We start from the raw sequence: 20,980 nt of genomic DNA on the forward strand, positions 1-20,980 counted from the left end.
GGCCAGCATGCCCCAACCTGCCTCATAATTCACGATACCACTTGAGTTTGGATAACGAGCCTAAGCTTTCGCTCAATCGCTGGCACCTTCATCATCTTGCTCAGATAGAAACTTCGTGTCTGCCACGATGGCTCTGCTTCGCCGCCGCCATGACCTGCATGACATTGAGGGCCTCCTCAACTGGGACAGGACCAGGTCCTCCCATCGCGATTGCGTCTCTGATTGCTGCATAGAACTGTCGATAGTCTCCCGGAATTGATGCGACGGGCATCCCGCCCTGTTCACATTCCGCCACTTCAAAAAGCGTGCATGGTTCCCGGTCCACGCCAAATTCGGGGTATGATGGGTTGCCCCCTGCCTTTAATTGCTGCTCTTGGGGATCCATGCCGCGCTTGATGAAACTTCCCGATGTGCCATGGACGGCCATGCGCAAGCTGTTGTCGAGTGTCAGCTGGCTGGCATGCAAGACAACACGAAGGCGCGGATAACGCAGCAGGATGTGGAAATAGTCATCGGCCAGACCTCCGTATTTCTGGATCCCCAGATCGGCGTAGACTGCTGCTGGCATACCAAATAGTAACAAGGCCTGATCGATCAGATGTGGGCCAAGATCGTTGAAGATGCCTGCGCCGGGTCGTTCGCGCCACCGGTCGCGGAGTTCGGGACGAAAGCGGTCGAAATGGCTTTCGAACTGCATGATTTCACCCAGCCTGCCTGACGCAATCAGCGATCTCAGAGTGAGAAAATCGCTGTCCCAGCGACGATTGTGGAACACCGACAGGAGCCGATTGGCCTGCCGTGAATGTTCGGCAACGCTCCGCGCGTCTTCGAGTGTGAGAGCAAAAGGTTTGTCGATCACGACATGTTTGTTGGCATCGAGAGCGGCATGGGCTTGCGGCACGTGGAGCGGGTCGGGAGTGGCGATCACGACCAGATCGATGTCAGGATCGGCCAGAGCTTGATCAAGCCCCTCGAACACTCTTGCCGCGGGAAGATCCGTGTGGACCTTGGCGGGGCTTGTGGAGACCACCGCGGCGAGTTCGATCCCCGGCGTGGCCGCAATCAAGGGCGCGTGAAACGTCCTGCCGGCATAGCCATAGCCGACCAGAGCGACCCTCACGACTGGATGAACCACAAGCACGCCCTCCCACAATATGATCGGCACTCGATCCCCGGAATAAGAAACCCGCAGCCAGGGAAGTTCCCCGACTGCGGGCATAGGTGCTCCCCGGCAGGGTTTCTACATCTTGACGCGAACCCCGACGTGAACGCCTGGCCAATCGTGTCATAGGCGCCCGAATAGGGGATTGAGAAGGTCGTCGTTGGCTTCGGCGAGGGCGGCGGATCCTTGTCGAACAGGTTACTGATGGTGAGGAAGGCCTCGAAGCGCTCCATGACCTTCGTCGTGAGGGTCACGTCGGTATAGGCCACAGCCGGGATATCGTTCTCGGGAATGCCGATCCCTTCGACCAGGTTGGCATCGATCAGCGATTTGCCGATGATCCGTTCCTGCAGGAACACGCCGAAGCTGTCCGAATTGTAGTTGATCTGGAAGATCCCGCGCCAGCGCGGATTGGTCGCAGCGCCGCGCTGGTTGATCACGGACCCCACGGCGGGACGGATGTAATCGGCGCTGTTGATGTTGACAAAGCCGCGCAGGGCTAACTGGCCCGATCCCAGATTTGTGCGATATTGCGCTTCGATGTCCCAGCCTTTGACCCGCTGCGGATTGAGGTTGAACGGCGGCGTGATGACCGTGAGCGCACCGTTTGACAGGCTCTGCAAGGCGCAGAAGGTCTGATCACCGGCCGCGTAGAGATTGACCTGCTGCTGGGCCAGCAACCCGGCAATCGCGTTGTTCACGTCGATCTTGTAGTAGTCGATCGATGCCTGGAAGCCGGGAAGGAAGCCGGGCTTCAGTACCACCCCGGCAGTAAGAGCATCCGCCTTTTCGGGAGTCAGGTTCGGGTTGCCGCGGGTCAGCTGGAACAGTGGAATCGTGTTTCCGCCGAAGGTGATGGTGGCACTCGAGAACTGGCTGCCGTTATAGAGGTCGATCATCGAAGGCGCCCGAATGTCGCGCGAGCGGGTCAGGCGGAAACGGATGTCGTCGACCGGCGCCCAGTTGGCGCCAAGCTTCCAGGTCGTCGCATCGAATGAGCTGGACGAAGGCGCCGACGTGGAGACACCTCTGGCGAAGGTGTAGACCCGGCCATCTGCGCTGTACCTCGCGTGGCGGACGGCTCCGTTGAGATCGAGCTGATGGAAGAACGGCTTGCCTTCGACCAGCGGAACCCCCACCTCCAGATAGCCCTCAACCACCTTGATCGCGCCGCTGAACGGCTGCGGATTGAAGAAGCGGAATGCGCCTTGGCGCCGTTCTGGGCCGATGGCGTGCCAAGGATGCCGGTGAAGCTGTTGACCGTCTGCGACAGGGCATCCGATGTCTGGTTGGCCTTGTCGCTGCGATATTCGATACCTGTTGCCAGTGAGATCGGCGAGTTGCTGGCAAGGAAGGCACCGCCGAGTTCACCGCGCAGGTTCAGAGCGATGTTGTGCTGGGATCCACTCGTCGTGATGCTTCCCGTTCTTCCATTCGGCCTTCTGTTCAATGTGAACCCTGAGGGCCGCCGCCTTGAAGGTCAGAATTGCCGGATCTCACTCCCATTCTTGCGGGGCCACTGCGGTTCTGCAAGCAGTAGGGCAATTAACGTGATGCCTCACTCTGAGAGAGCTTCGCAACAGCCGAAATATGGCGTCGCATGGAAATGTCACGGGGATAACCGACCGGCCGGCTTGTACGACCGGGCTTCGTCCACGAGGCTCTGCATCCGGGCGATCTTGTCCTTGCGTACCTGGTCGCGGCGGATCAGGTCGCGCACATAATCGCTCGCATTGCTGTAGCGGCCGGTTTCGGCCTGCGCCTCGACCCATTGCTTCATCGGATCGGGAAGGGAAATGTTCATGGTGGCCATGGGCGGACTCCTTGTCCAGAATATGCCAAGGACCGCCAATTCTTGTTAAATTCACCAGTCCCGACCCAAGGTCTAATTGTCCCTTTCCGCAAAAGGTTCATCCTGTTCCCAACTTTCAGACGAGTCCGGGAGAGGATGGATGTTACAGCAGGCAATGGCGCGGTTCGCGGGGAAGACGCTGGTTCGCGACACCTATGACAATTTCATCGGCGGCCAATGGGTGAAGCCGGTTCGCGGGGAATATTTCGACAATCTTTCGCCGGTGACGGGCCAGAGCGTGTGCAAGATCGCTCGCTCGACCGCCGAGGATATCGAGCTGGCGCTCGACGCGGCGCACAAGGCGAAGGAGGGTTGGGGCCAGCGATCGGCGACCGAGCGGGCCAACATCCTCAATCGCATCGCGCAGCGGATGGAGGAGAATCTCGACCTGCTCGCCATGGCCGAGACGATCGACAACGGCAAGCCGATCCGCGAGACGACCGCGGCCGACATTCCGCTCGCCATCGACCATTTCCGCTATTTCGCGGCCTGCGTGCGGTCGCAGGAAGGCTCGATCGCGGAGATCGACCATGACACGGTCGCCTATCATTTCCATGAGCCGCTGGGCGTGGTGGGGCAGATCATCCCCTGGAACTTCCCGATCCTGATGGCGGCGTGGAAGCTGGCCCCGGCGCTGGCGGCGGGCAATTGCGTGGTGCTGAAGCCTGCCGAGCAGACGCCGATGTCGATCATGGTGCTGATGGACCTGGTCGGCGACCTGATCCCCGAAGGCGTGCTGAACGTCGTCAACGGATTTGGCGTGGAGGCCGGCAAGCCGCTGGCCACAAGCAAGCGGATTTCGAAGATCGCCTTCACCGGGGAAACCACCACCGGGCGGCTGATCATGCAATATGCCTCGGAAAACCTGATCCCGGTGACGCTGGAGCTGGGCGGCAAGTCGCCCAATATCTTCTTTGCCGACGTGATGGAGGCGGACGACGACTATTTCGACAAATGCCTGGAAGGCTTTGCGATGTTCGCGCTCAACCAGGGCGAGGTCTGCACATGTCCGAGCCGGGCGCTGGTGCAGGAAAGCATCTACGAGAAGTTCATCGAGCGCGCCGTCGCCCGCGTGCAGAAGATAGTGCAGGGCAGTCCGCTCGACCCCGCGACGATGATCGGGGCGCAGGCGTCGAACGACCAGCTGGAGAAGATCCTTTCCTATATCGACATCGGCAAGGATGAGGGTGCCAAGGTGCTGACCGGGGGTACGCGGGCGCATCTGGGCGGCGAGCTGGAGCAGGGCTATTATGTGACGCCGACCGTGCTGGAGGGGCACAACCGGATGCGCATCTTCCAGGAGGAGATTTTCGGTCCGGTGCTGTCGGTCACGACCTTCAAGGACGAGGCGGAGGCGCTCGCCATCGCCAATGACACGCTGTACGGCCTGGGCGCGGGGGTGTGGAGCCGCAACGGCAACACCGCCTATCGCATGGGCCGCGCAATCCAGGCCGGGCGCGTGTGGACCAATTGCTACCACGCCTATCCGGCGCATGCGGCCTTTGGCGGATACAAGCAGTCGGGCATCGGGCGCGAGACGCACAAGATGATGCTGGATCACTATCAGCAGACCAAGAACCTGCTGGTCAGCTATTCGACCAAGGCGCTGGGGTTCTTCTGAGGCGCGTGGCGGGTCGCATGCCGAAGGCGGATTGTTTCCCCCTTCACGCCTTCGGTTCCGGCGGGCGCCTCTCCCGGGCGCCCGCCTTTTCGTCTTCGTCCCGACGGCGGGAGGGAGAAGGGAGAACATGATGAACCTGCCGCCCCGCGTCCTGGCCACGCCCGGCGCCGAGGCGCTGATCGCGCGGCTGACGGCGCGCCACGGGCCGTTGATGTTCCATCAGTCCGGCGGCTGTTGCGACGGGTCGGCGCCGATGTGCTTTCCGCGGGGCGAGTTCAGGGTCGGGGGGCAGGACGTGCTGCTGGGCCATGTGGCGGGCGAGGTAGACGGGGGGGTGCCGGTGTGGATCGGCGCGGCGCAGTTCGAATATTGGCGGCATACCCAGGTGACCATCGACGTGGTGCCGGGCCGGGGCGCGGGCATGTCGCTGGAAAGTCCGGAGGGGGTGCGCTTCATCGTGCGGTCGCGCGTCTTCAGCGATGAGGAGAATGCAGCGCTGGAAGCGGCGGGAGAACCCTTGCGCGGCGGATGATTAGGCATAGACAGTAAGAACAGGAGAACAGGCGGGGAGAGGAACATGACGGTGCTGGCATCGGAGATCGCCTTTGCGTCGAGCCATGCGGGCGATCCGGCCAGGGCCATGGCCGAAGTCGCCGGGCAATTGGGAAAGGAGCCGCTGGCCGGGATGCTGCTGTTCTGTTCGCACCGTTTCGACCGTGAGGCGCTGGCGCGGGCGGTCAATCGCAGCGCGGAGGGCGTGGTGGCGATCGGCTGCACCAGTTCGGGCGAGCTTACCGAAAATGGGTATGACGAGGACAGCCTGAGCGTCATCGGCTTTCCGGCTTCGGCCTTTCACATGAGCTCGCTCTGCTTCGATGACATAGAGAATTTCGATCCCGCCGCCGCGCGGCAGGCGGTGCGGGGGCTGGCGGCGCGGGCGGAGCGGGAAAGCCGCCATCTGGGCGAGAAGGTCAATCATGTCGCGCTGTTCCTGGTCGACGGGCTGTCGCACCGGGAGGAATTGCTGACGATGACGATCCAGGACGCGCTGGGCGATATCGCGCTGATCGGCGGGTCGTCGGGCGACGGGCTGGTCTTTCGCGAAACGGCGGTGTTCCATGGCGGGCGCTTCCACGCCCATGCGGCGGTGGTGGCGATCCTTTCCACGCCGCGCCCGATCCATGTCTTCAAGGCGCAGCATTACCAGCCGAGCGCGGCGAAGATGGTCGTCACCGGCGCCATCCCGCAGGACCGGATCGTGACCGAGATCAATGCGGAACCGGCCGCGCAGGAATATCTGAAACTCGCCGGCCATGGGGGCGAGGCGCTGGGTGTCGCCTTCTATGCCGCCCATCCGCTGATGGTGCGGGCCGGGGGCGATTATCATGTGCGGTCGATACAGAGCGCCAATCCGGACGGCAGCCTGACCTTCTATTGCGCGATCGACGAGGGGATCGTGATGACCGTGGGCGAGCCGGTGGACCGGATTGCGCGGATGGACGCGCTGTTTGCGGACATCGCGGCGCAGGTGGGGCCGGTGGACCGGATCATCGCCTTCGATTGCGTGTTGAACCGCATCGATGCCGAACAGCGGCAGATCAGCCGCGCGGTGTCGGAACTTTACGGGCGGCATCGGGTGATCGGCTTCAACACCTATGGCGAGCAATATCATGCGCTGCACGTCAACCAGACATTCAGCGGCCTGGCCATCGGACGGTGAGGGAGGTCGCCCTCTCTTCCGCCGAGCTGGAGGCGTTGCGGGAAGAGAACCGCAAGCTGCGCAAGATCAACGCAGCGCTGATCGACCGGGTCGAACGGTCGAGCGACATGGCGGGCAATGCCTTTTCGATGTTCGAGACCGCCATCTCGCTGGAAGCCATGGTGCGCGAGCGGACGGCGCAGCTGGAGGAGGCGCTGGCGAAGTTGGCGGAGGTCAATGCCGACCTTGCCGCCGCCCATGGTCATGCCGATGCGGCGCGGATGCGGCTGCGCGATGCGATTGATTCCGTCAACGAGGGCTTTGTGCTGTTCGATGCGGAGGACCGGCTGGTCCTCTATAACGAAGCCTATCTGGGTTTCTGGCCGGAGATTGCGGCGCACATCCGCGAGGGCATGAGTTTCGACGAGATCGCCCGGCTGGCCGCGGCGCATCATCGCCCGGTGGGGCAGGACCGCTGGGTGTCCGACCGGCTGGCGCGCCACAGCGTGGCGGAGGGCGGCCATGTCCAGGCGCTGTCCGACGGACGCTGGGTGCAGATCAATGAACTGCGCACCAGCGAGGGCGGCATCGTCGGCATCTATACCGACATCACCGAGGTGAAGACGGAGGATGCCCGCGACCGGGCGCGCGAACTGGCCGAGCGCAACATCGTGTTGCAGGCGACGCTCGACAATCTGTCGGAGGGCGTCTGCCTGTTCGACGCGGAGGGGCGACTGGCGGCGTGGAACGAGGCGTTGCAACGGCTGCTGGAATTGCCGGAGGAGTGGGCGCAGGAGGGCGGCACCCATGCCGCGCTGCTGGATTGGTGCCGGGGCCGGCTGGGCATGGACGACAGGGGCTGCCTCGACCGGGGCGGCGCGCGTCATCGCAGCGAGCTGGTTCATGCCGGGGGACGCAGTTTCGAGATCCGCAGCAACGCCATGGAACGGGGTGGGCAGGTGATCGGCTTCACCGAGGTCACCGACATGCTGCGCGCACAGGCGGCGCTGCGCGAGACGGCGGAGACGCTGGAACGGCGCGTGGCGGAACGCACGTCGGAACTGGAGGCGGAGGTAGCGGAGCGGCGCCAGATCGAGGCGCAGCTGATGGATGCCAAGACGGCGGCGGAAAAGGCGAACCTGTCCAAGACCAGCTTCCTTGCCGCGGCCAGCCACGACCTGTTGCAGCCGTTGAACGCGGCGCGGCTGTTCGTCGCGGCGCTGGGCGACCGGCGGCTGGCCCTGCCCACACGGGCGCTGGTCAACCAGACGTCGACCGCGCTCGATTCGGTGGAAGACCTGCTGGAGGCGCTGCTGGAGATCAGCCGCCTGGATGCAGGCGCGATCCAGCCGGAGATCAGCGATTTCCGCATCGACCGGCTGCTGGATACGCTGCGGACGGAATTCGCGCCGATGGCCCGTTCGGCGGGGCTGACGCTGACGGTCGAGGGTCTGGCCGACGAAGGAGGGCCGATCTGGGTACGGTCCGACATTCGGCTGTTGCGCCGTATCCTCCAGAACTTCCTGTCCAACGCCTTGCGCTATACCCAGCGCGGATCGGTGCGCGTCACCTGCGTGGCGGAGGGGGAGGGGATAAGGCTGAGCGTCGCCGACAGCGGCCCCGGCATCCCCCCGGACAAGCAGCAACTGATCTTCGAGGAGTTTCGCCGTCTCGAAACGCATGGAGGCAGGGGCGCGGGTGGCAAGGGGCTGGGCCTGGCCATCGTCCGGCGGGCGAGCGACATGCTGCGCCATGAGGTGACGCTGGAATCCGTGCCGGGGCAGGGTTCGACTTTTTCGATCCGCGTGCCGCGCGGCGGGGCGGTGGTGGAGGAAGGGGAGGGCGGTGCCGCGCAGCGCAGCGACCGTTCGATGCGCGGGCTGAAGGTGCTGGTGGTCGACAATGAACGCGCGATCCAGACCGGCATGGCCACGCTGCTGGGCGGCTGGGGCTGTGCCGTGGCCACGGCGGCGGGATTTGAGGAGGCGGTGGCGGCCTTCGCGGACGAGGACGCGCCTGACGTCATCCTGGTCGACTATCATCTGAACGACGGCGAGACCGGGGATGGCGTGATCGAGCGGCTGCACGGCCATTTCGGGCGGGCGGTGCCTTCGGTGATGATCTCGGCCGACCGGGGTGAGGCGCTGAAGGCGCGGATGGACGGCTGGGGCATTCCGCTGCTGGGCAAGCCGGTGAAGCCGGCGCAGTTGCGCGCCCTGTTGCGGACGATGTTGAAATAGGGCTGAAACAGGCCGTGCCCGGCGATCGGATTCAGGAAGGGCGCAGGTTTCGGCGCTTCATTTCGTCCAGCACCGCCTGTTCGAAGCCGCTGGGCCGTTTCGTGTCGCCGATCCTGCGGCGGATGGCGAGCAGTTGCTGGTCCGTCAGATCGGCCGCGTCGGCAGCGTCTTTCAGATGATCGTGCACGGCGAATCTCCGGATCACGGCGGTGAGAAGTGTCGCACGAAAGCCGGGCAGGGGCAATTTACCGGAAAGTTCTAGTACGATCGGAGAGCAGGGGGAGGCCGCCCCGTCCGGGGAGCGGCCCGCCCATCTTCATGCCGCCAGGTCGAAGCGGTCGGCGTTCATCACCTTGGTCCAGGCAGCAACGAAGTCGTTCACGAACTTGTCGCCCGCATCGGCGGAGGCATAGACCTCCGACAAGGCGCGCAGTTGCGAGTTCGATCCGAACACCAGGTCGACGCGCGTGCCGGTCCATTTCTGTTCGTTGGACGTGCGGCAGGTGCCGGTGAAGATGTCCTTCTGCCCCTCGGCTTCCTTCCAGGCCGTGCCCATGTCGAGCAGGTTGACGAAGAAGTCGTTGCTGAGCGTGCCGGGACGGTCGGTGACCACGCCATGCCGCGCACCGCCATGATTGGCGCCCAGCACGCGCAGTCCGCCGACCAGCACCGTCATTTCCGGGGCGCTGAGCGTCAGCAACTGGGCGCGGTCGATCAGCAGTTCCTCGACCGGGACATTGAACGGCACGGGCAGATAGTTGCGGAAGCCGTCGACCTTCGGTTCCATCACCTCGAAATTCTGCACGTCGGTCTGTTCCTGCGACGCGTCGGTGCGGCCCGGAGTGAAGGGCACCTCGATCGAGCGCCCGCCATCCCTCGCCGCCTTCTCGATCGCCGCCGATCCGGCCAGCACGATGAGGTCCGCGAGCGAGACCTTCTTCGCCCCCGCGACGTCGAACTCGGCCTTGATCTTCTCCAGCGCGGAGAGGACGCGGCCAAGCTGCTCCGGCTGGTTCACATCCCAGTCCTTTTGCGGGGCAAGGCGGATGCGCCCGCCATTGGCGCCACCGCGATGGTCCGACCCGCGATAGGTGGAGGCGGAGGCCCAGGCGGTCGTCACCAGTTCAGCCACGCTGAGGCCCGACGCCAATATCTTCTGCTTGAGCGAGGCGATGTCCGAAGCGTCGACCAGCGGATGGTCGACCGCCGGGATCGGATCCTGCCAGATCAGGTCCTCGGCCGGTACTTCGGGGCCGAGATAGCGCGCCTTGGGCCCCATGTCGCGATGGCACAGCTTGAACCAGGCGCGGGCGAAGGCATCCTCGAACGCGGCGGGGTCATTGCGGAAGCGTTCGGAGATCTTCCGATATTCCGGGTCCATCTTGAACGCCATGTCGGCGGTCGTCATCATCGTCGGCACGCGCCGGTCGGGGCTGTGCGCGCCCGGCGCCATATCCTCCGGCTTCTGATTGACCGGCTGCCACTGCTTGGCGCCCGCTGGGCTCTTCACCAGTTCATATTCATAGTCGAGCAGCATGTGGAAGAAGCTGTGGTCCCAGGTCCGGGGCGTGGGCGTCCACGCGCCCTCGATGCCGCTGGTGATGGTGTGGTCGCCCACGCCGCTTTCATAGCCGCTCTGCCAGCCCAGGCCCTGCTGCGCTATGTCGGCGCCCTCGGGTTCCTTGCCGACCTTGGACGCGTCGCCCGCGCCATGCGCCTTGCCGAAGGTGTGGCCGCCCGCGGTGAGCGCGACGGTTTCCTCATCGTTCATGCCCATGCGCAGGAAGGTTTCGCGGATGTCGCGCGCCGATTGCAGCGGGTCGGGATTGCCGCCCGGTCCTTCGGGATTGACGTAGATGAGGCCCATCTGGATCGCGGCGAGCGGGCTTTCGAGGGCCATGTTCTTTTCGGGCTGGATGCGGGTCTCATTGCCCTCCTGCCCGACCCAGAATTCCTCCGTGCCCCAATAGACGTCCTTTTCCGGCTCGAACACGTCGGCGCGGCCGCCGCCGAAGCCGAAGACCGGGCCGCCCATCGATTCGATGGCGACATTGCCGGCGAGGATCATGAGGTCGGCCCAGCTCAGCTTCTGCCCATATTTCTGCTTGATCGGCCACAGCAGGCGGCGGGCCTTGTCGAGATTGGCATTGTCCGGCCAGCTGTTGAGCGGGGCGAAGCGCTGCGAGCCGGAGGAGGCGCCGCCGCGGCCGTCGCCGGTGCGATAGGTGCCCGCCGAGTGCCAAGCCATGCGGATGAAGAAGGGGCCGTAATGGCCGTAATCCGCCGGCCACCAGGGCTGGCTGTCGGTCATGAGGGCCGTCAGATCCCTTTTCAGCGCGTCATAATCGAGCGTCTTGAAGGCTGCGGCATAATCGAAATCGTCGCCCAGCGGATTGCCGGACAAGCCGTTCTGCTGGAGAATGTCGAGCGAGAGCTGGTTGGGCCACCAGTCGCGATTGGTGCGCCCCAGCAGGGATCGAAGCGCCGCCGGCTCCTTCATGGGGCAGGCCAACGGATCATTGCTCGTCTTTGCGTCCATTGCACGGGTTCCTTTCAGCTTCTCCGGATGGGGGGATTTTAGGCCATGGCCGGCAAAGGGGGAACTGCGACGGCCATGTTATTTTTCCGATGACTGTATGGAATTTATTGCATGAAAGGGGAGGCGCCCGCCCCTGATCCTTCAAACGGGGTGAACGACTCCGCCCGATGGCCGCTCGCCTAGATGCTGAATGCGAAATGGCTGGCGCCCTTTTGCAGCCGCCGCCAGTTTTCCGCATTCATGTGCACCAGCGTGTGATGGTCGCCGCCCTCGAACCAGACATCCTGACCCATCAGCATGTCGTCGTCGATGATGGTCTTCAGCCCGTAGGCCGCGCCGACCGGGGGCAGCGCGCCGAGGTCGCAATCAGGAAACAGCGCCGCGGTCGTATGCTCCTCCGCCAGGGACACGTCGCGGGCCAGCCATTGCTGCAGGAAGTTGAAGCTCACATGTTTGGAAGAGGGGAGGACGGCCAGCAGATATTCGTCGCCCGCCTGCACCAGCACGGCCTTCGCCACCTGCCGGCCGGGGACATGCGCCGCCTGCGCCGCCCGCGCCATCTCTGTCGAGGGTTCATGCGGCCATTCGTCGAACCTGGTGCCGCAGCGGTCCATATAGCCGCGCAATCTCTGGGAAATCGCCATGACATCCTCCATCGGCCTGTGCCCGGGGGCATGGTCAGCGGGGCGTCGTGCGCGGTGCCGGAAATGGGGGCCGGCACAAGGGCGGGCGGCGAGTCTGGCCAATGCCGTCTATAGGTGAAGAATAGCAGATTTGCCGGCGACAAGCGATCCCGCCCTGGAACCCTCAATCGGCGCGGAAATGCACCCGATTGGCCTTGATCACCGCCTGGGTGCGGCTGAGCACGCCCAGCTTCTGGAGAATGGCGGAGACATGCGCCTTGATGGTGGTCATCGACACGCCGAGATCATGTGCGATCTGCTTGTTCAGCCGGCCGCGCACCAGATGCGCCAGCACCGTTTTCTGCTGCGGCGTGAGGCTGTCGATACGGCGGGCGATTTCATCCTCCTCCGCGGTGGGAGCGATCGTCTCGCCCATGGCCTCCGGCAGGTAGATCTCGCCCGAGACCACGCGATGGAGCGCGTCGACAATGGCGCTGCGCTTCAGTGACTTGGGAATGAAGCCCGCGGCGCCGGCGGCCAGCGCCTCCTGCACGATCGGGCGGTCGAAGGCGCCCGACACCATCACCACGGGCAGGATCGGAAAACGATCGCGCAGCAGTTTGAGGCCATCCAGGCGGCGGACATCGGGTATGTTGAGGTCGAGCAGGATGAGGTCGAAATTGTCCTGCTTTTCCAGCAAGGCGACGGCCTCTTCCATGCTTGCCGCCTCGAAGATCTCGCAATTGTCGAAGCTGATCGCGATCACGCTGCGCAGCCCGTCGCGCACGAGGGGGTGATCGTCGACGATCAGTACCCGCTCCATGATTGCCTCGCCACCCATATACTGGCCCACCCCTTGCCCCGGATAATCGGACAAGTCATGGGCCGTGGCAAGCCGCATCGCGCCAGGCGGGACCGCCCGGATGGAGGGGATGTGGTTGCCGCGGCCCATGACGATCATCGTGCTTATCCCTTATTTAGGCAGCTTGAACACCCAGAGCGAACCGCCCTGGTTGATGTCCTTGAAGCTCTTGGCGACTTCGCCGCCCCAGAGCGGCACCGCGCCACCCCAGCCGGACATCACCGCCACATATTGCTCGCCATCCTGTTCCCAGGTGACGGGGCTGCCCACCACGCCCGATCCGGTCTGGAACTTCCACAGTTCCTGGCCCGTCTTGGCGTCGAAGGCCTTGAGATACCCCTCCGGCGTGCCGGTGAAGACGAGGTTGCCCGCGGTCGAGAGCACGCCGCCCCAGAGGGGCGCCTTGTTCTTATATTCCCAGACGATCTTGCCCGTCTTGGGGTCCATGGCGCGCAGCGCGCCGATATGATCCTCCGCAATGGGCTTGATGGTGAAGCCGGCGCCCAGATAGGCTGCGCCCTTCTTGTAGGCGATCGGCTCGTTCCAGATGTCCATGCCCCAGTCGTTGGACGGGATGTAGAAGAGGCCGGTGTCCTGGCTGTAGGCCATGGGCATCCAGTTCTTTCCGCCCAGGAAGCTGGGGCTGGCGAAGACCGACGATCCCTTGGCCGCCTCGCCCGGTGCGCCGGGGCGATTGGCGTCGTTGTAGTTGGGCCGGCCGTTCTTGTTGAAGCCATTGGCCCAGGTCGTCTGCATGACGAACTTGTTGGCGCTGACGAACTTGCCGTTGGTGCGGTCGAGCACGAAGAAATAGCCGTTGCGGTCTGCCTTCGCGCCCAGCTTCATCGCCTTGCCGTTGACGGTGGCGTCGAAGGGGATGAATTCGTTGACGCCGTCGAAATCCCAGCCGTCATGCGGGGTCGTCTGGAAATGCCATTTGATGACGCCGGTGTCGGGATCGATCGCCAGCGTCGAGCTGGTGTAGAGATTGTCGCCGGGGCGCAGATGGCTGTTCCACGGCGCGGGGTTGCCGGTGCCAAAGAAGAGCAGGTTGGTTTCCGGATCATAGGTGCCGCCCAGCCAAGTGGCGCCGCCGCCGGTCTTCCACAGGTCGCCCTGCCAGCTGGCGTTGGTCTTGCCGGTGATGCCGTTGTCCTTGCCATTGAGGGTGCCCATATGCCCCTCTATGGTCGGGCGGCGCCAGACCAATTCGCCGGTGTTGACGTCGCGCGCCTCGACCGCGCCGACAATGCCGAATTCGCCGCCGCTATTGCCGTAGATCACCTTGCCCTTCACCACCATGGGTGCGGCGGTGGCCGAATAGCCGGCCTGATAGTCCGCGATCTGCTTGTTCCAGATGACCTTTCCGGTGTGGCGGTTGAGCGCGACCATGTGCGCGTCCAGCGTCGCGAAGATGATCTTGTCGCCATAGATCGCCGCGCCGCGGTTCACCACGTCGCAGCAGGGCATGATCGCTTCGGGCAGGCGGGCGTCATATTGCCACTTTTCCTCGCCCGTGCGCGCGTCGAAGGCGAACACGCGCGAATAGCTGCCGGTGACGTAGATGGTGCCGTCATAGACGATCGGCTGCGCTTCCTGCCCGCGCTGCTTTTCCCCGCCGAGCGAGGAGGCGAAGGCGGGTACCAGCCTTGCGACATTGGAGGCGTTGATCGCCTTCAGCGAGCTGAAGCGCTGCGCCTGCGGACCCATGCCATAGGTCAGAACGTCGCCCGGCGTCGCCGCGTCGTTCATGAGGTCCGCATCGGTTGGACCTTCGGCCAGCAATGGCGCGGCGGCAACCGCCAGGCCCAGGATCGCGGCGCCGGACAGGGCTCGCGTCAAACGTCCTTTCATTCTTTCCTCCCTCTGTTGAAAGGGCGTGCTCGGCGCCCCCGACCGTTGCAGATTATTGCACCTGTTGTGCGCAGCAATTGGACCTTGGGTCGGCCCCTTCCCCCCGACTCTCCGGAACGGGGAGGGGCAGGTGCCCGATCTCAACCCGCCGCCAGCGCGGGTGTCCATTCCACGCCATAGGGGGCGAACAGCGCCTTCATCTCGCCGCTGGCGGCCATGGCGACGACGATCTCCTCCACCGCGTCGCCCAGGGTGCGGCTGTTTTCCCTGACCGCCATGCCGATGTCCCATCCGGGCGAGGTGAAGGCGGGCAGGGGCCCCTTGCGCAAGGCAAGGCCCTTCGCGCCGCGGTGCAGCCCTTCCTCGATCTGCGCGCGGCTGGCGAGGACGGCGTCCGCCTTGCCCGCCGCGACGGCCGCGACCGCTTCGGCGCCGCTGGGATAATGCGCGACATCCTTCGCCAACAGGCCGCCGAAGGAACCGATCAGGTAGAAGTCGGGAATGGAGTCGAGTTCGGCCGCCAGCCTGTGCCCGCGCCATCCGGTGGGCGGCGCTTCCAGATCAATGGCGTCCGGCATACCGGCAAGACGGAAGCTCTCGCGATAATAGGGCGCGATGATCGCCACTTGGTCGTTGCGGGCGGCGAAGGTCCGGTCGAAGGGGATGTGCAGCATCAGGTCGCCCGGCGCGAAGCCGAGCAGTCCGCCCTTCCACACGCCATGGCGCAGATCGTCGTCCACGCTTTCGTCCGCGACGAGCTGGGCCAGGTCGGCGCGCACGCCCAGTTTCCCGGCGATCGCATGCGCCAGATCGACGTCGAGGCCGACGAGCTTCCCGCCTTCCTCCCAGGACCAGGGGCGATTGTCCCTGTAGACGACCACCCGCAGCACGCCCAGGTCCTTGACCTTGCCCAGCGGTGCCGCATGCGCCATGCCGGGCCTCATCCCTAGCCCCAGCGCCATCGCCGCGCCCGCTGCGCCGATCAGGCCACGCCGGCTGAACATGGCCTCAGCCCTGGAACTTGGTTTCGAGCCAGGCGCGGATCGCCCAGCCGGCCTTCTGGCCCAGCACGTCCCCGAAGGGCGGCATATAGACCTTTCCGTCATGGCTGGAGCCGTGGCGGAAGCGTTCGACGAACCACTGGTCGCCCGATTCGCCCTGTTCCAGATAGCGCAGGTCCGGCGCGATGCCGCCGCTTTCGGCGTCGAGCCCGTGGCAGCGGGCGCAATTCTGGCCATAGGCGGACTGGCCGATCTCTATGGCCTTGGCATTGCCGCTATAGGGGTTTTTCTGAAGCCATTCCTCGCCAATGTCCGGCAAGGCGGAGGTGTCGACCGCCTGCGGCGTCACATTGCCGTGCGCCATCAGGCCGGTTGCCGTGGTCGCGCCCAATATGGCGACGGCGCCCAGCAGCGAAATGCGTCCCAGATTCATGCTCGAAATCCTCACCCGAATTGATTGGGGCAAGTGTAGGGCAGCGTGCTTTGCCGCCCTATTGGCCGTTGGTACTATCCCGGTGGAGGCGCGCGCGCCTTAAAACTCGCGGGTGCCATACAGGAACATGGAATATCCATTGGGCGGCGGAGAGGATCAGGGCGGATGAAGCGCATCATTCTGGCGGGGTTGGTACTGGCTCCGGCGAGCGCGCAGCCAGTGAGCGCGTGGGCGGAGACGCTCTATGTCTCCAACGAGCGCGGCAACAGCGTCACGGTGATCGACGCGGCCAGCGCGAAGGTGGTCGCGACATGGGCGGTCGGCGGCCGGCCGCGCGGGATCACCGTGTCGAAGGACGGGAAATATATCTATCTGTGCGCATCGACCGACCATGCCGTGCAGGTGATCGAGCGGGCCACGGGCAAGGTCGTGGCGGAGTTGCCGTCAGGGGAGGATCCGGAGCAATTCTTCCTGTCGCGCGATGGCGGGACGCTGTTCGTCGCCAATGAGGACAATGCGGCGCTGACCGCGATCGACCTTGGGACCAGGACCGTCGCCTTCCAGGTGGATGTCGGCGGGGAGCCCGAGGGCGTGGCGCAAAGCCCCGACAGCCGGTGGGTCGCGGTGACGTCGGAGGAAGAGAATGTCGTCAACTGGGTCGACGTGGCGAAGCGGGAAATGGTCGAGGCGACGCCCGTCGACCTGCGCCCGCGCCATGTCGAATTCACCCGCGACGGCGCCCAGCTCTGGGTCGCGGCGGAGGTGGGCGGGACGGTGCAGATCATCGATACGGCCTCCCGCAAGGTGGTCGAGACGCTGCATTTCGCCATTCCGGGCGTGGCGGAGCATCGCATATTGCCCTGCGGCATCCGCTTCACGCCGGACGGCAGGACGGCGGTGGTGGCGCTGGGTCGGGCGGACCATGTCGCGCTGGTCGACGTGGCGAGCCGCAAGGTGCGCGCCTATGTGCCGGTGGGCAAGCGGGTATGGCATGTCGCGGTGAGCGGCGACGGCGCGCGGGCCTATGCGGCCAATGGCCTTTCGGACAATGTGAGCGTGATCGATCTGGCCAGGGGAGAGGTCACGGGAACGATCCCCGTGGGCGCCGCGCCCTGGGGAATCGTGGCGGTCCCCTGATCATCCGCAGATAGGTTGCCCCCTCATCCCAAGGGAGGAAGCCCTAAGTCCAATTTTCCTGCCGGGGCGTCCGCCTCACTCTCTCTTCAGCCGGGGGCATTGACCGGCACAAAGAGGGAGGATGTTATGAAAAGGACGCTGCTCCTCGCGAGCGCGGCCATGGGGCTGCTTTGCGCGACTGCCACGCCGGCGTTGGCCGGGACCACCGCCGATCTGCTGAAGCGGCTGCATGAGAAGGGAATCCTCTCCGACGAGGAATATCAGGAGCTGCTGAAGAATGAGAGCGCCGAGGCGGCTTCGGCGCCTGCCGCCCCGCCGGTGACACCCGACGCGTCGGGCGGCGGCCGGACCGTGCGCATGACCGACAGCGGCGTCGGCTTCGAAATGGGCGACGTCACGCTCAAATTCTCCGGCTCGGTCAACGGCTTCTACGTCCATGACAATGGCGAGGCGCCCAGCGCGACCAACAGCGTGGTCGGCGGCGTGGCGACGGTAGGCGGCAAGAGTTCGGCGATCCGCAACGGCCTGCTGCCAGGCTTCCTGAAGGTCGAGGTCATGACCCGGCAGGGCGGCTGGGATGTGGGCGCGCATTTCGGCATGTATCCGGGCATTAATTCGGTGAACTATGCGGCGGGCGGCGGCGCGAACAGCCCCGGCAATCCGCGCGGGCTGCAGACGGCGGGCATCGATTTCCGCCAGACCTACCTGACCTTCGGCCGGTCGGGCTTTGGCGAGGTGAAGATCGGCCGCGACATCGGCCTGTTCGCCTCCGAGCAGATACTGAACGACATCACCCTGCTGTCTTCGGGAACGCCGGCGGGCAATGTCGCGCCGTCCAACACCACGCTGGGGCGGATCGGCGTCGGCTATATCTACACCGATTTCCAGCCGCAGATCACCTATACCACGCCCAGCTTCAGCGGCTTTACCGCCAGCCTCGGCATTTTCGAGCCCTTGTCATCGCTGACCGGGCCGGACGAGGCCAACAAGGAGCCGGGCTTCCAGGGCAAGCTGGTCTATGACGGCAAGTTCGGCGGCGTGGGCACGCGCCTGTGGGCGGCCGGCATCCGGCAGAAGCATAATGTGATCGCGGGTCCGGACTATACCAGCTGGGGCTGGGACGCGGGCGCGAAGGTGACGGTGGGTCCGCTGACGCTGGTCGGCACCTATTATGATGCCTCGGGCCTTGGCACGACGGCGCTCAACCTGTTCGACACCGATGGCCTGGGCAACAAGCGCGACAGCCATGGCTTCTACCTGCAAGGGCTGGCGACCTTCGGGAAGGTCTCGGTCGGGGGCAGCTATGGCGAGAGCAGTCTCGACTATGCCAACGCCGCCGACGCGCTGGCCAATCCGACGCTGGTGGACAAGAATTCGAGCTGGGTCGGGCAGCTCCGCTACGGCCTTATGAGCTGGGTGACGCTGCTAAGCGAATATGTCCACACCAAGTCGGAAGCGCATAACGGCAACCAGGCCAGTTCCGACGCCGTCGCGGCCGGGGCGATCCTGTTCTTCTGATCCCGACCGAAGGAACAATGTCACGGGGCGGGGCCGCATCCTAACAGGGATGCGGCCCCATTTTTTCATGGCTGGACAATGGCCTGGCGGTCGAGGAACAAAGAAGAAGAGGCAAGGGGATGAGGAAGGGCATGCGGCTGGTCGGCGCGGCATGGGCGATGCTGGCGGGGCAGGCCATGGTCCTGGACGCGCGGGCGGAGACGGCCGACGCCGATGCGGAGCGGCAGCCGATCGTCGTCACGGCGCCCGGCGGCGCGATCGATGCCGATGATGCGTTGCACCTGACCGGCGCGGACATCGGCCGCGCCGGGGCGCCCGACCTGCTGGGCGCACTGACCCGGTCGATCGCGGGCGTGACCCTGCAGGATGCGCAGGGCAATCCGTGGCAGCCCAATCTGGTCTATCGCGGCTTTACCGCCTCCCCCTTGCAGGGGCAGGCGCAGGGGCTGGCGGTCTATCTGGACGGGGCGCGCTTCAACCAGCCCTTTGGCGATACCGTCGCCTTCGACCTGTTGCCGGAGGCGGCGATTCGCGGCGTCACCCTGCTTGACAGCAGCGCTGTCTACGGGCTGAACGCGCTGGGCGGGGCGATGGTGATCGACACCAAGACGGGCGCCAGCGATCCGGGGCTGGAGGCGAGCCTGACCGGCGGCCGTTTCGGGTCGCGGGAGGCGAGCGTCGCGGGTGGCCTGAAGAAGGGGGATTTCAGCGCCTTCGGCGCGTTCCAGTACCGCCATGAGGACGGCTGGCGCGACCATTCGCCCTCCACCCTCTATAATGGCTATGCCGACCTGGGTTTCGACACCGCGACGGGCGGGCTGCATCTGAAGTGGATCGGCGCCGACACGGACCTGGCGGGCAATGGCGTCGCGCCGGTCGAATTGCTGGCGGCGGACCGGCGGGCGGTCTTCACCTGGCCCGACAATGCCAGAGCGCGCTATGGCCGGGTCAGCCTGCACCCCTGGGTCGCGTTGGGGGAGGGGACGCGGATCGAGGGCACGTTCTATGCCCAGCGGTTGAAGCTGCGCACCGTGAATGGCGATGCCGCCGACATGGAGGCGTGCGAGGACGAGGATCGCGCCGGGCTGCTCTGCCTGGAGACCGTGGGCGGGACGGAAGAGGCGCTGCTGACCGATGGCGACGGGCGGCCGATTGCCGATGTGCGGGGCGGTGAGGGCTATGGCGTGCTCAACCGTGGCCGGCTCGACAGCCGGGCGATGGGCGCGCTGGTCCAGATGATCGACGAGCGGGCGTTGCCGGGCGGGCGCAATCACCTTGCCATCGGGCTGAGCTATGACACGAGCCGCAGCCGCTTTGGCGCGTCGACCGAACTGGGCGCGCTGACGGAGGATCGCAGCGTCCAGGGGCTGGGGCCGTCCATCGTGCAGGAGGACGGCGCCATCGGGCCGGTCGGCCTGGTCGCGCATGCCAGCTATTGGGGGCTGTTCGCGCAGGACCGGCTGCCGCTGACCCCCCGGCTCTCGGCGGAGATCGGGCTGCGCTACAATCATGTCGCGATCGCGATGCGCGACCGGATCGGCACGGCGCTCAACGGCGATCATCGGTTCGAGCGGCTGAACCCCGGTCTGGAGTTCGATTACCGGCTGTCGCAGGAACTGGACCTGCGCGTCGGCTATGCCGAGAGCAACCGCGCGCCCACGCCCGCCGAACTGTCCTGCGCCGATGAGCATGCGCCGTGCAGCCTCGCCAATTTCTTCATTGCCGATCCGCCGTTGAAGCAGGTCGTCGCCAAAAGCTGGGAAGCGGGCGCGGGCGGGCGGGGCCGGTGGGGCGGGTTCCGGCTGGAATGGCTGTTGTCCGCCTATCGCACGCGCAACCGCGACGACATTCAATTTGTCGCGTCCGACATTCGCGGGCGCGCCTGGTTCCGCAATATCGGCGCCACCCGGCGGCAGGGCGTGGAGTTCACCCTGAAGGCCGTGCGCGGCGGCTTTTCCGGGGCCCTCAGCTATGCCTTCACCGACGCGACCTACCGGCATGAGCTGGCGCTTTCCAGTCCCGCCAATCCCGCGGCGGACGAGAACGGCGTGATCCTTGTCCGGCCGGGCGACCGGCTGCCCGGCATTCCCCGCCACAGTGCGACGCTGTCGCTGGACTATGCCGGGCGGGGCTGGTCGGCCGGCGGCGACCTGATCGCGCGGACGGGACAATATCTGGTGGGTGACGAGGGCAATGACCAGCCGCCGCTGAAGGGCTATGCGCTGGTCAATCTGCGCGCCGGGGTCGATATCCTGCCGGGGGTGACGCTGTTCGGCGAGTTGCGCAATGCGCTGGACTGCAAATATGCGACCTTCGGCACGTTCAGCGACATCGGGGAGGTGGCGATGGCGCAAGCGCCGCATGCGTCCGATCCGCGCGCCTATGGGCCGGGCGCGCCGCGCCGCTGGTATGCGGGGGTGAAGGCTCGATTCTAGAGCC

17 protein-coding genes are annotated in these 20,980 nt (G+C 65.2%); 7 read left to right on the top strand and 10 right to left on the bottom strand.

What is annotated here, in order from left to right; translation table 11 throughout:
* Positions 1–100: 100 nt before the first annotated feature.
* The 3 genes from MRBLSP13_RS10765 to MRBLSP13_RS10775 all read right to left on the bottom strand — a co-directional run bounded on the left by MRBLSP13_RS10765 (position 101) and on the right by MRBLSP13_RS10775 (position 2,975).
* On the bottom strand, positions 101–1,120 hold the full coding sequence (locus MRBLSP13_RS10765) for an oxidoreductase (protein ID WP_363754449.1): 1,020 nt from the start codon (positions 1,118–1,120) through the stop codon (positions 101–103).
* Positions 1,117–2,322: a TonB-dependent receptor gene (locus MRBLSP13_RS10770; protein ID WP_363754452.1), complete on the bottom strand. Its 1,206-nt coding sequence runs from the start codon at positions 2,320–2,322 to the stop codon at positions 1,117–1,119. The genes MRBLSP13_RS10765 and MRBLSP13_RS10770 overlap by 4 nt, the downstream gene beginning before the upstream one ends.
* Before the next feature lie 449 nt (positions 2,323–2,771).
* Complete coding sequence (locus tag MRBLSP13_RS10775) at positions 2,772–2,975, bottom strand: type II toxin-antitoxin system ParD family antitoxin (RefSeq protein WP_363736676.1); 204 nt, start codon at positions 2,973–2,975, stop codon at positions 2,772–2,774.
* A gap of 139 nt (positions 2,976–3,114) precedes the next feature.
* Between MRBLSP13_RS10775 and adh the strand changes: the two genes are divergently transcribed.
* The 4 genes from adh to MRBLSP13_RS10795 all read left to right on the top strand — a co-directional run bounded on the left by adh (position 3,115) and on the right by MRBLSP13_RS10795 (position 8,574).
* A complete protein-coding gene (gene adh / locus MRBLSP13_RS10780) occupies positions 3,115–4,635 on the top strand; it encodes an aldehyde dehydrogenase (protein ID WP_363736674.1) in 1,521 nt (506 codons plus the stop codon).
* 130 nt (positions 4,636–4,765) lie between these two features.
* Positions 4,766–5,167: a DUF779 domain-containing protein gene (locus MRBLSP13_RS10785; RefSeq protein ID WP_414714708.1), complete on the top strand. Its 402-nt coding sequence runs from the start codon at positions 4,766–4,768 to the stop codon at positions 5,165–5,167.
* Between the two features lie 45 nt (positions 5,168–5,212).
* Complete coding sequence (locus MRBLSP13_RS10790) at positions 5,213–6,355, top strand: FIST N-terminal domain-containing protein (RefSeq protein WP_363754455.1); 1,143 nt, start codon at positions 5,213–5,215, stop codon at positions 6,353–6,355.
* Entirely contained in the window at positions 6,352–8,574 is a 2,223-nt protein-coding gene (locus MRBLSP13_RS10795; RefSeq protein WP_363736668.1) for a hybrid sensor histidine kinase/response regulator, read from the top strand. The genes MRBLSP13_RS10790 and MRBLSP13_RS10795 overlap by 4 nt, the downstream gene beginning before the upstream one ends.
* 31 nt (positions 8,575–8,605) lie before the next feature.
* Here the strand turns inward: MRBLSP13_RS10795 and MRBLSP13_RS10800 are convergent, their stop codons facing one another.
* From MRBLSP13_RS10800 to pedF, 7 genes are all read right to left on the bottom strand, one after another.
* Positions 8,606–8,779: a hypothetical protein gene (locus tag MRBLSP13_RS10800; RefSeq protein ID WP_363754457.1), complete on the bottom strand. Its 174-nt coding sequence runs from the start codon at positions 8,777–8,779 to the stop codon at positions 8,606–8,608.
* Positions 8,780–8,890: 111 nt separating this feature from the next.
* A complete protein-coding gene (katG, locus tag MRBLSP13_RS10805; RefSeq protein ID WP_363754459.1) occupies positions 8,891–11,113 on the bottom strand; it encodes a catalase/peroxidase HPI in 2,223 nt (740 codons plus the stop codon).
* A 179-nt stretch (positions 11,114–11,292) separates the two neighbouring features.
* Positions 11,293–11,757, bottom strand: coding sequence for an aminoacyl-tRNA deacylase (locus tag MRBLSP13_RS10810; RefSeq protein WP_363736659.1), 465 nt, complete (start codon positions 11,755–11,757; stop codon positions 11,293–11,295).
* A 163-nt stretch (positions 11,758–11,920) separates the two neighbouring features.
* Positions 11,921–12,697 (bottom strand): response regulator transcription factor, encoded by a 777-nt coding sequence (locus MRBLSP13_RS10815; RefSeq protein ID WP_363736657.1) that lies wholly within the window; start codon positions 12,695–12,697, stop codon positions 11,921–11,923.
* 12 nt (positions 12,698–12,709) lie between these two features.
* Positions 12,710–14,452, bottom strand: coding sequence for a methanol/ethanol family PQQ-dependent dehydrogenase (locus MRBLSP13_RS10820; protein ID WP_363754461.1), 1,743 nt, complete (start codon positions 14,450–14,452; stop codon positions 12,710–12,712).
* A gap of 140 nt (positions 14,453–14,592) precedes the next feature.
* Positions 14,593–15,456, bottom strand: coding sequence for a substrate-binding periplasmic protein (locus MRBLSP13_RS10825; RefSeq protein WP_363736653.1), 864 nt, complete (start codon positions 15,454–15,456; stop codon positions 14,593–14,595).
* 4 nt (positions 15,457–15,460) lie between these two features.
* A complete protein-coding gene (gene pedF / locus MRBLSP13_RS10830) occupies positions 15,461–15,886 on the bottom strand; it encodes a cytochrome c-550 PedF (protein WP_363736652.1) in 426 nt (141 codons plus the stop codon).
* 165 nt (positions 15,887–16,051) lie between these two features.
* Between pedF and MRBLSP13_RS10835 the strand changes: the two genes are divergently transcribed.
* From MRBLSP13_RS10835 to MRBLSP13_RS10845, 3 genes are all read left to right on the top strand, one after another.
* A complete protein-coding gene (locus tag MRBLSP13_RS10835) occupies positions 16,052–17,023 on the top strand; it encodes a PQQ-dependent catabolism-associated beta-propeller protein (protein WP_363754464.1) in 972 nt (323 codons plus the stop codon).
* A 126-nt stretch (positions 17,024–17,149) separates the two neighbouring features.
* The gene (locus MRBLSP13_RS10840) at positions 17,150–18,541 is read left to right on the top strand and encodes a porin (RefSeq protein WP_363754467.1); all 1,392 of its coding nucleotides are present in this window, start codon (positions 17,150–17,152) and stop codon (positions 18,539–18,541) included.
* Positions 18,542–18,660: 119 nt separating this feature from the next.
* Positions 18,661–20,976 (top strand): TonB-dependent receptor, encoded by a 2,316-nt coding sequence (locus MRBLSP13_RS10845; protein WP_363754470.1) that lies wholly within the window; start codon positions 18,661–18,663, stop codon positions 20,974–20,976.
* Positions 20,977–20,980: the final 4 nt, after the last annotated feature.

The organism is Sphingobium sp. LSP13-1-1.1, assembly GCF_040676415.1.
GTDB lineage: Bacteria > Pseudomonadota > Alphaproteobacteria > Sphingomonadales > Sphingomonadaceae > Sphingobium.

Coding starts and splice junctions, on each gene's coding strand:
- katG (WP_363754459.1), bottom strand. CDS start 11,113: ATGGACGCAAAGACGAGCAATGATCCGTTGGCCTGCCCCATGAAGGAG.
- MRBLSP13_RS10810 (WP_363736659.1), bottom strand. CDS start 11,757: ATGGCGATTTCCCAGAGATTGCGCGGCTATATGGACCGCTGCGGCACC.
- MRBLSP13_RS10815 (WP_363736657.1), bottom strand. CDS start 12,697: ATGATCGTCATGGGCCGCGGCAACCACATCCCCTCCATCCGGGCGGTC.
- MRBLSP13_RS10825 (WP_363736653.1), bottom strand. CDS start 15,456: ATGTTCAGCCGGCGTGGCCTGATCGGCGCAGCGGGCGCGGCGATGGCG.
- MRBLSP13_RS10845 (WP_363754470.1), top strand. CDS start 18,661: ATGAGGAAGGGCATGCGGCTGGTCGGCGCGGCATGGGCGATGCTGGCG.
- MRBLSP13_RS10775 (WP_363736676.1), bottom strand. CDS start 2,975: ATGGCCACCATGAACATTTCCCTTCCCGATCCGATGAAGCAATGGGTC.
- MRBLSP13_RS10820 (WP_363754461.1), bottom strand. CDS start 14,452: ATGAAAGGACGTTTGACGCGAGCCCTGTCCGGCGCCGCGATCCTGGGC.
- MRBLSP13_RS10785 (WP_414714708.1), top strand. CDS start 4,766: ATGAACCTGCCGCCCCGCGTCCTGGCCACGCCCGGCGCCGAGGCGCTG.
- pedF (WP_363736652.1), bottom strand. CDS start 15,886: ATGAATCTGGGACGCATTTCGCTGCTGGGCGCCGTCGCCATATTGGGC.
- MRBLSP13_RS10835 (WP_363754464.1), top strand. CDS start 16,052: ATGAAGCGCATCATTCTGGCGGGGTTGGTACTGGCTCCGGCGAGCGCG.
- MRBLSP13_RS10790 (WP_363754455.1), top strand. CDS start 5,213: ATGACGGTGCTGGCATCGGAGATCGCCTTTGCGTCGAGCCATGCGGGC.
- adh (WP_363736674.1), top strand. CDS start 3,115: ATGTTACAGCAGGCAATGGCGCGGTTCGCGGGGAAGACGCTGGTTCGC.
- MRBLSP13_RS10840 (WP_363754467.1), top strand. CDS start 17,150: ATGAAAAGGACGCTGCTCCTCGCGAGCGCGGCCATGGGGCTGCTTTGC.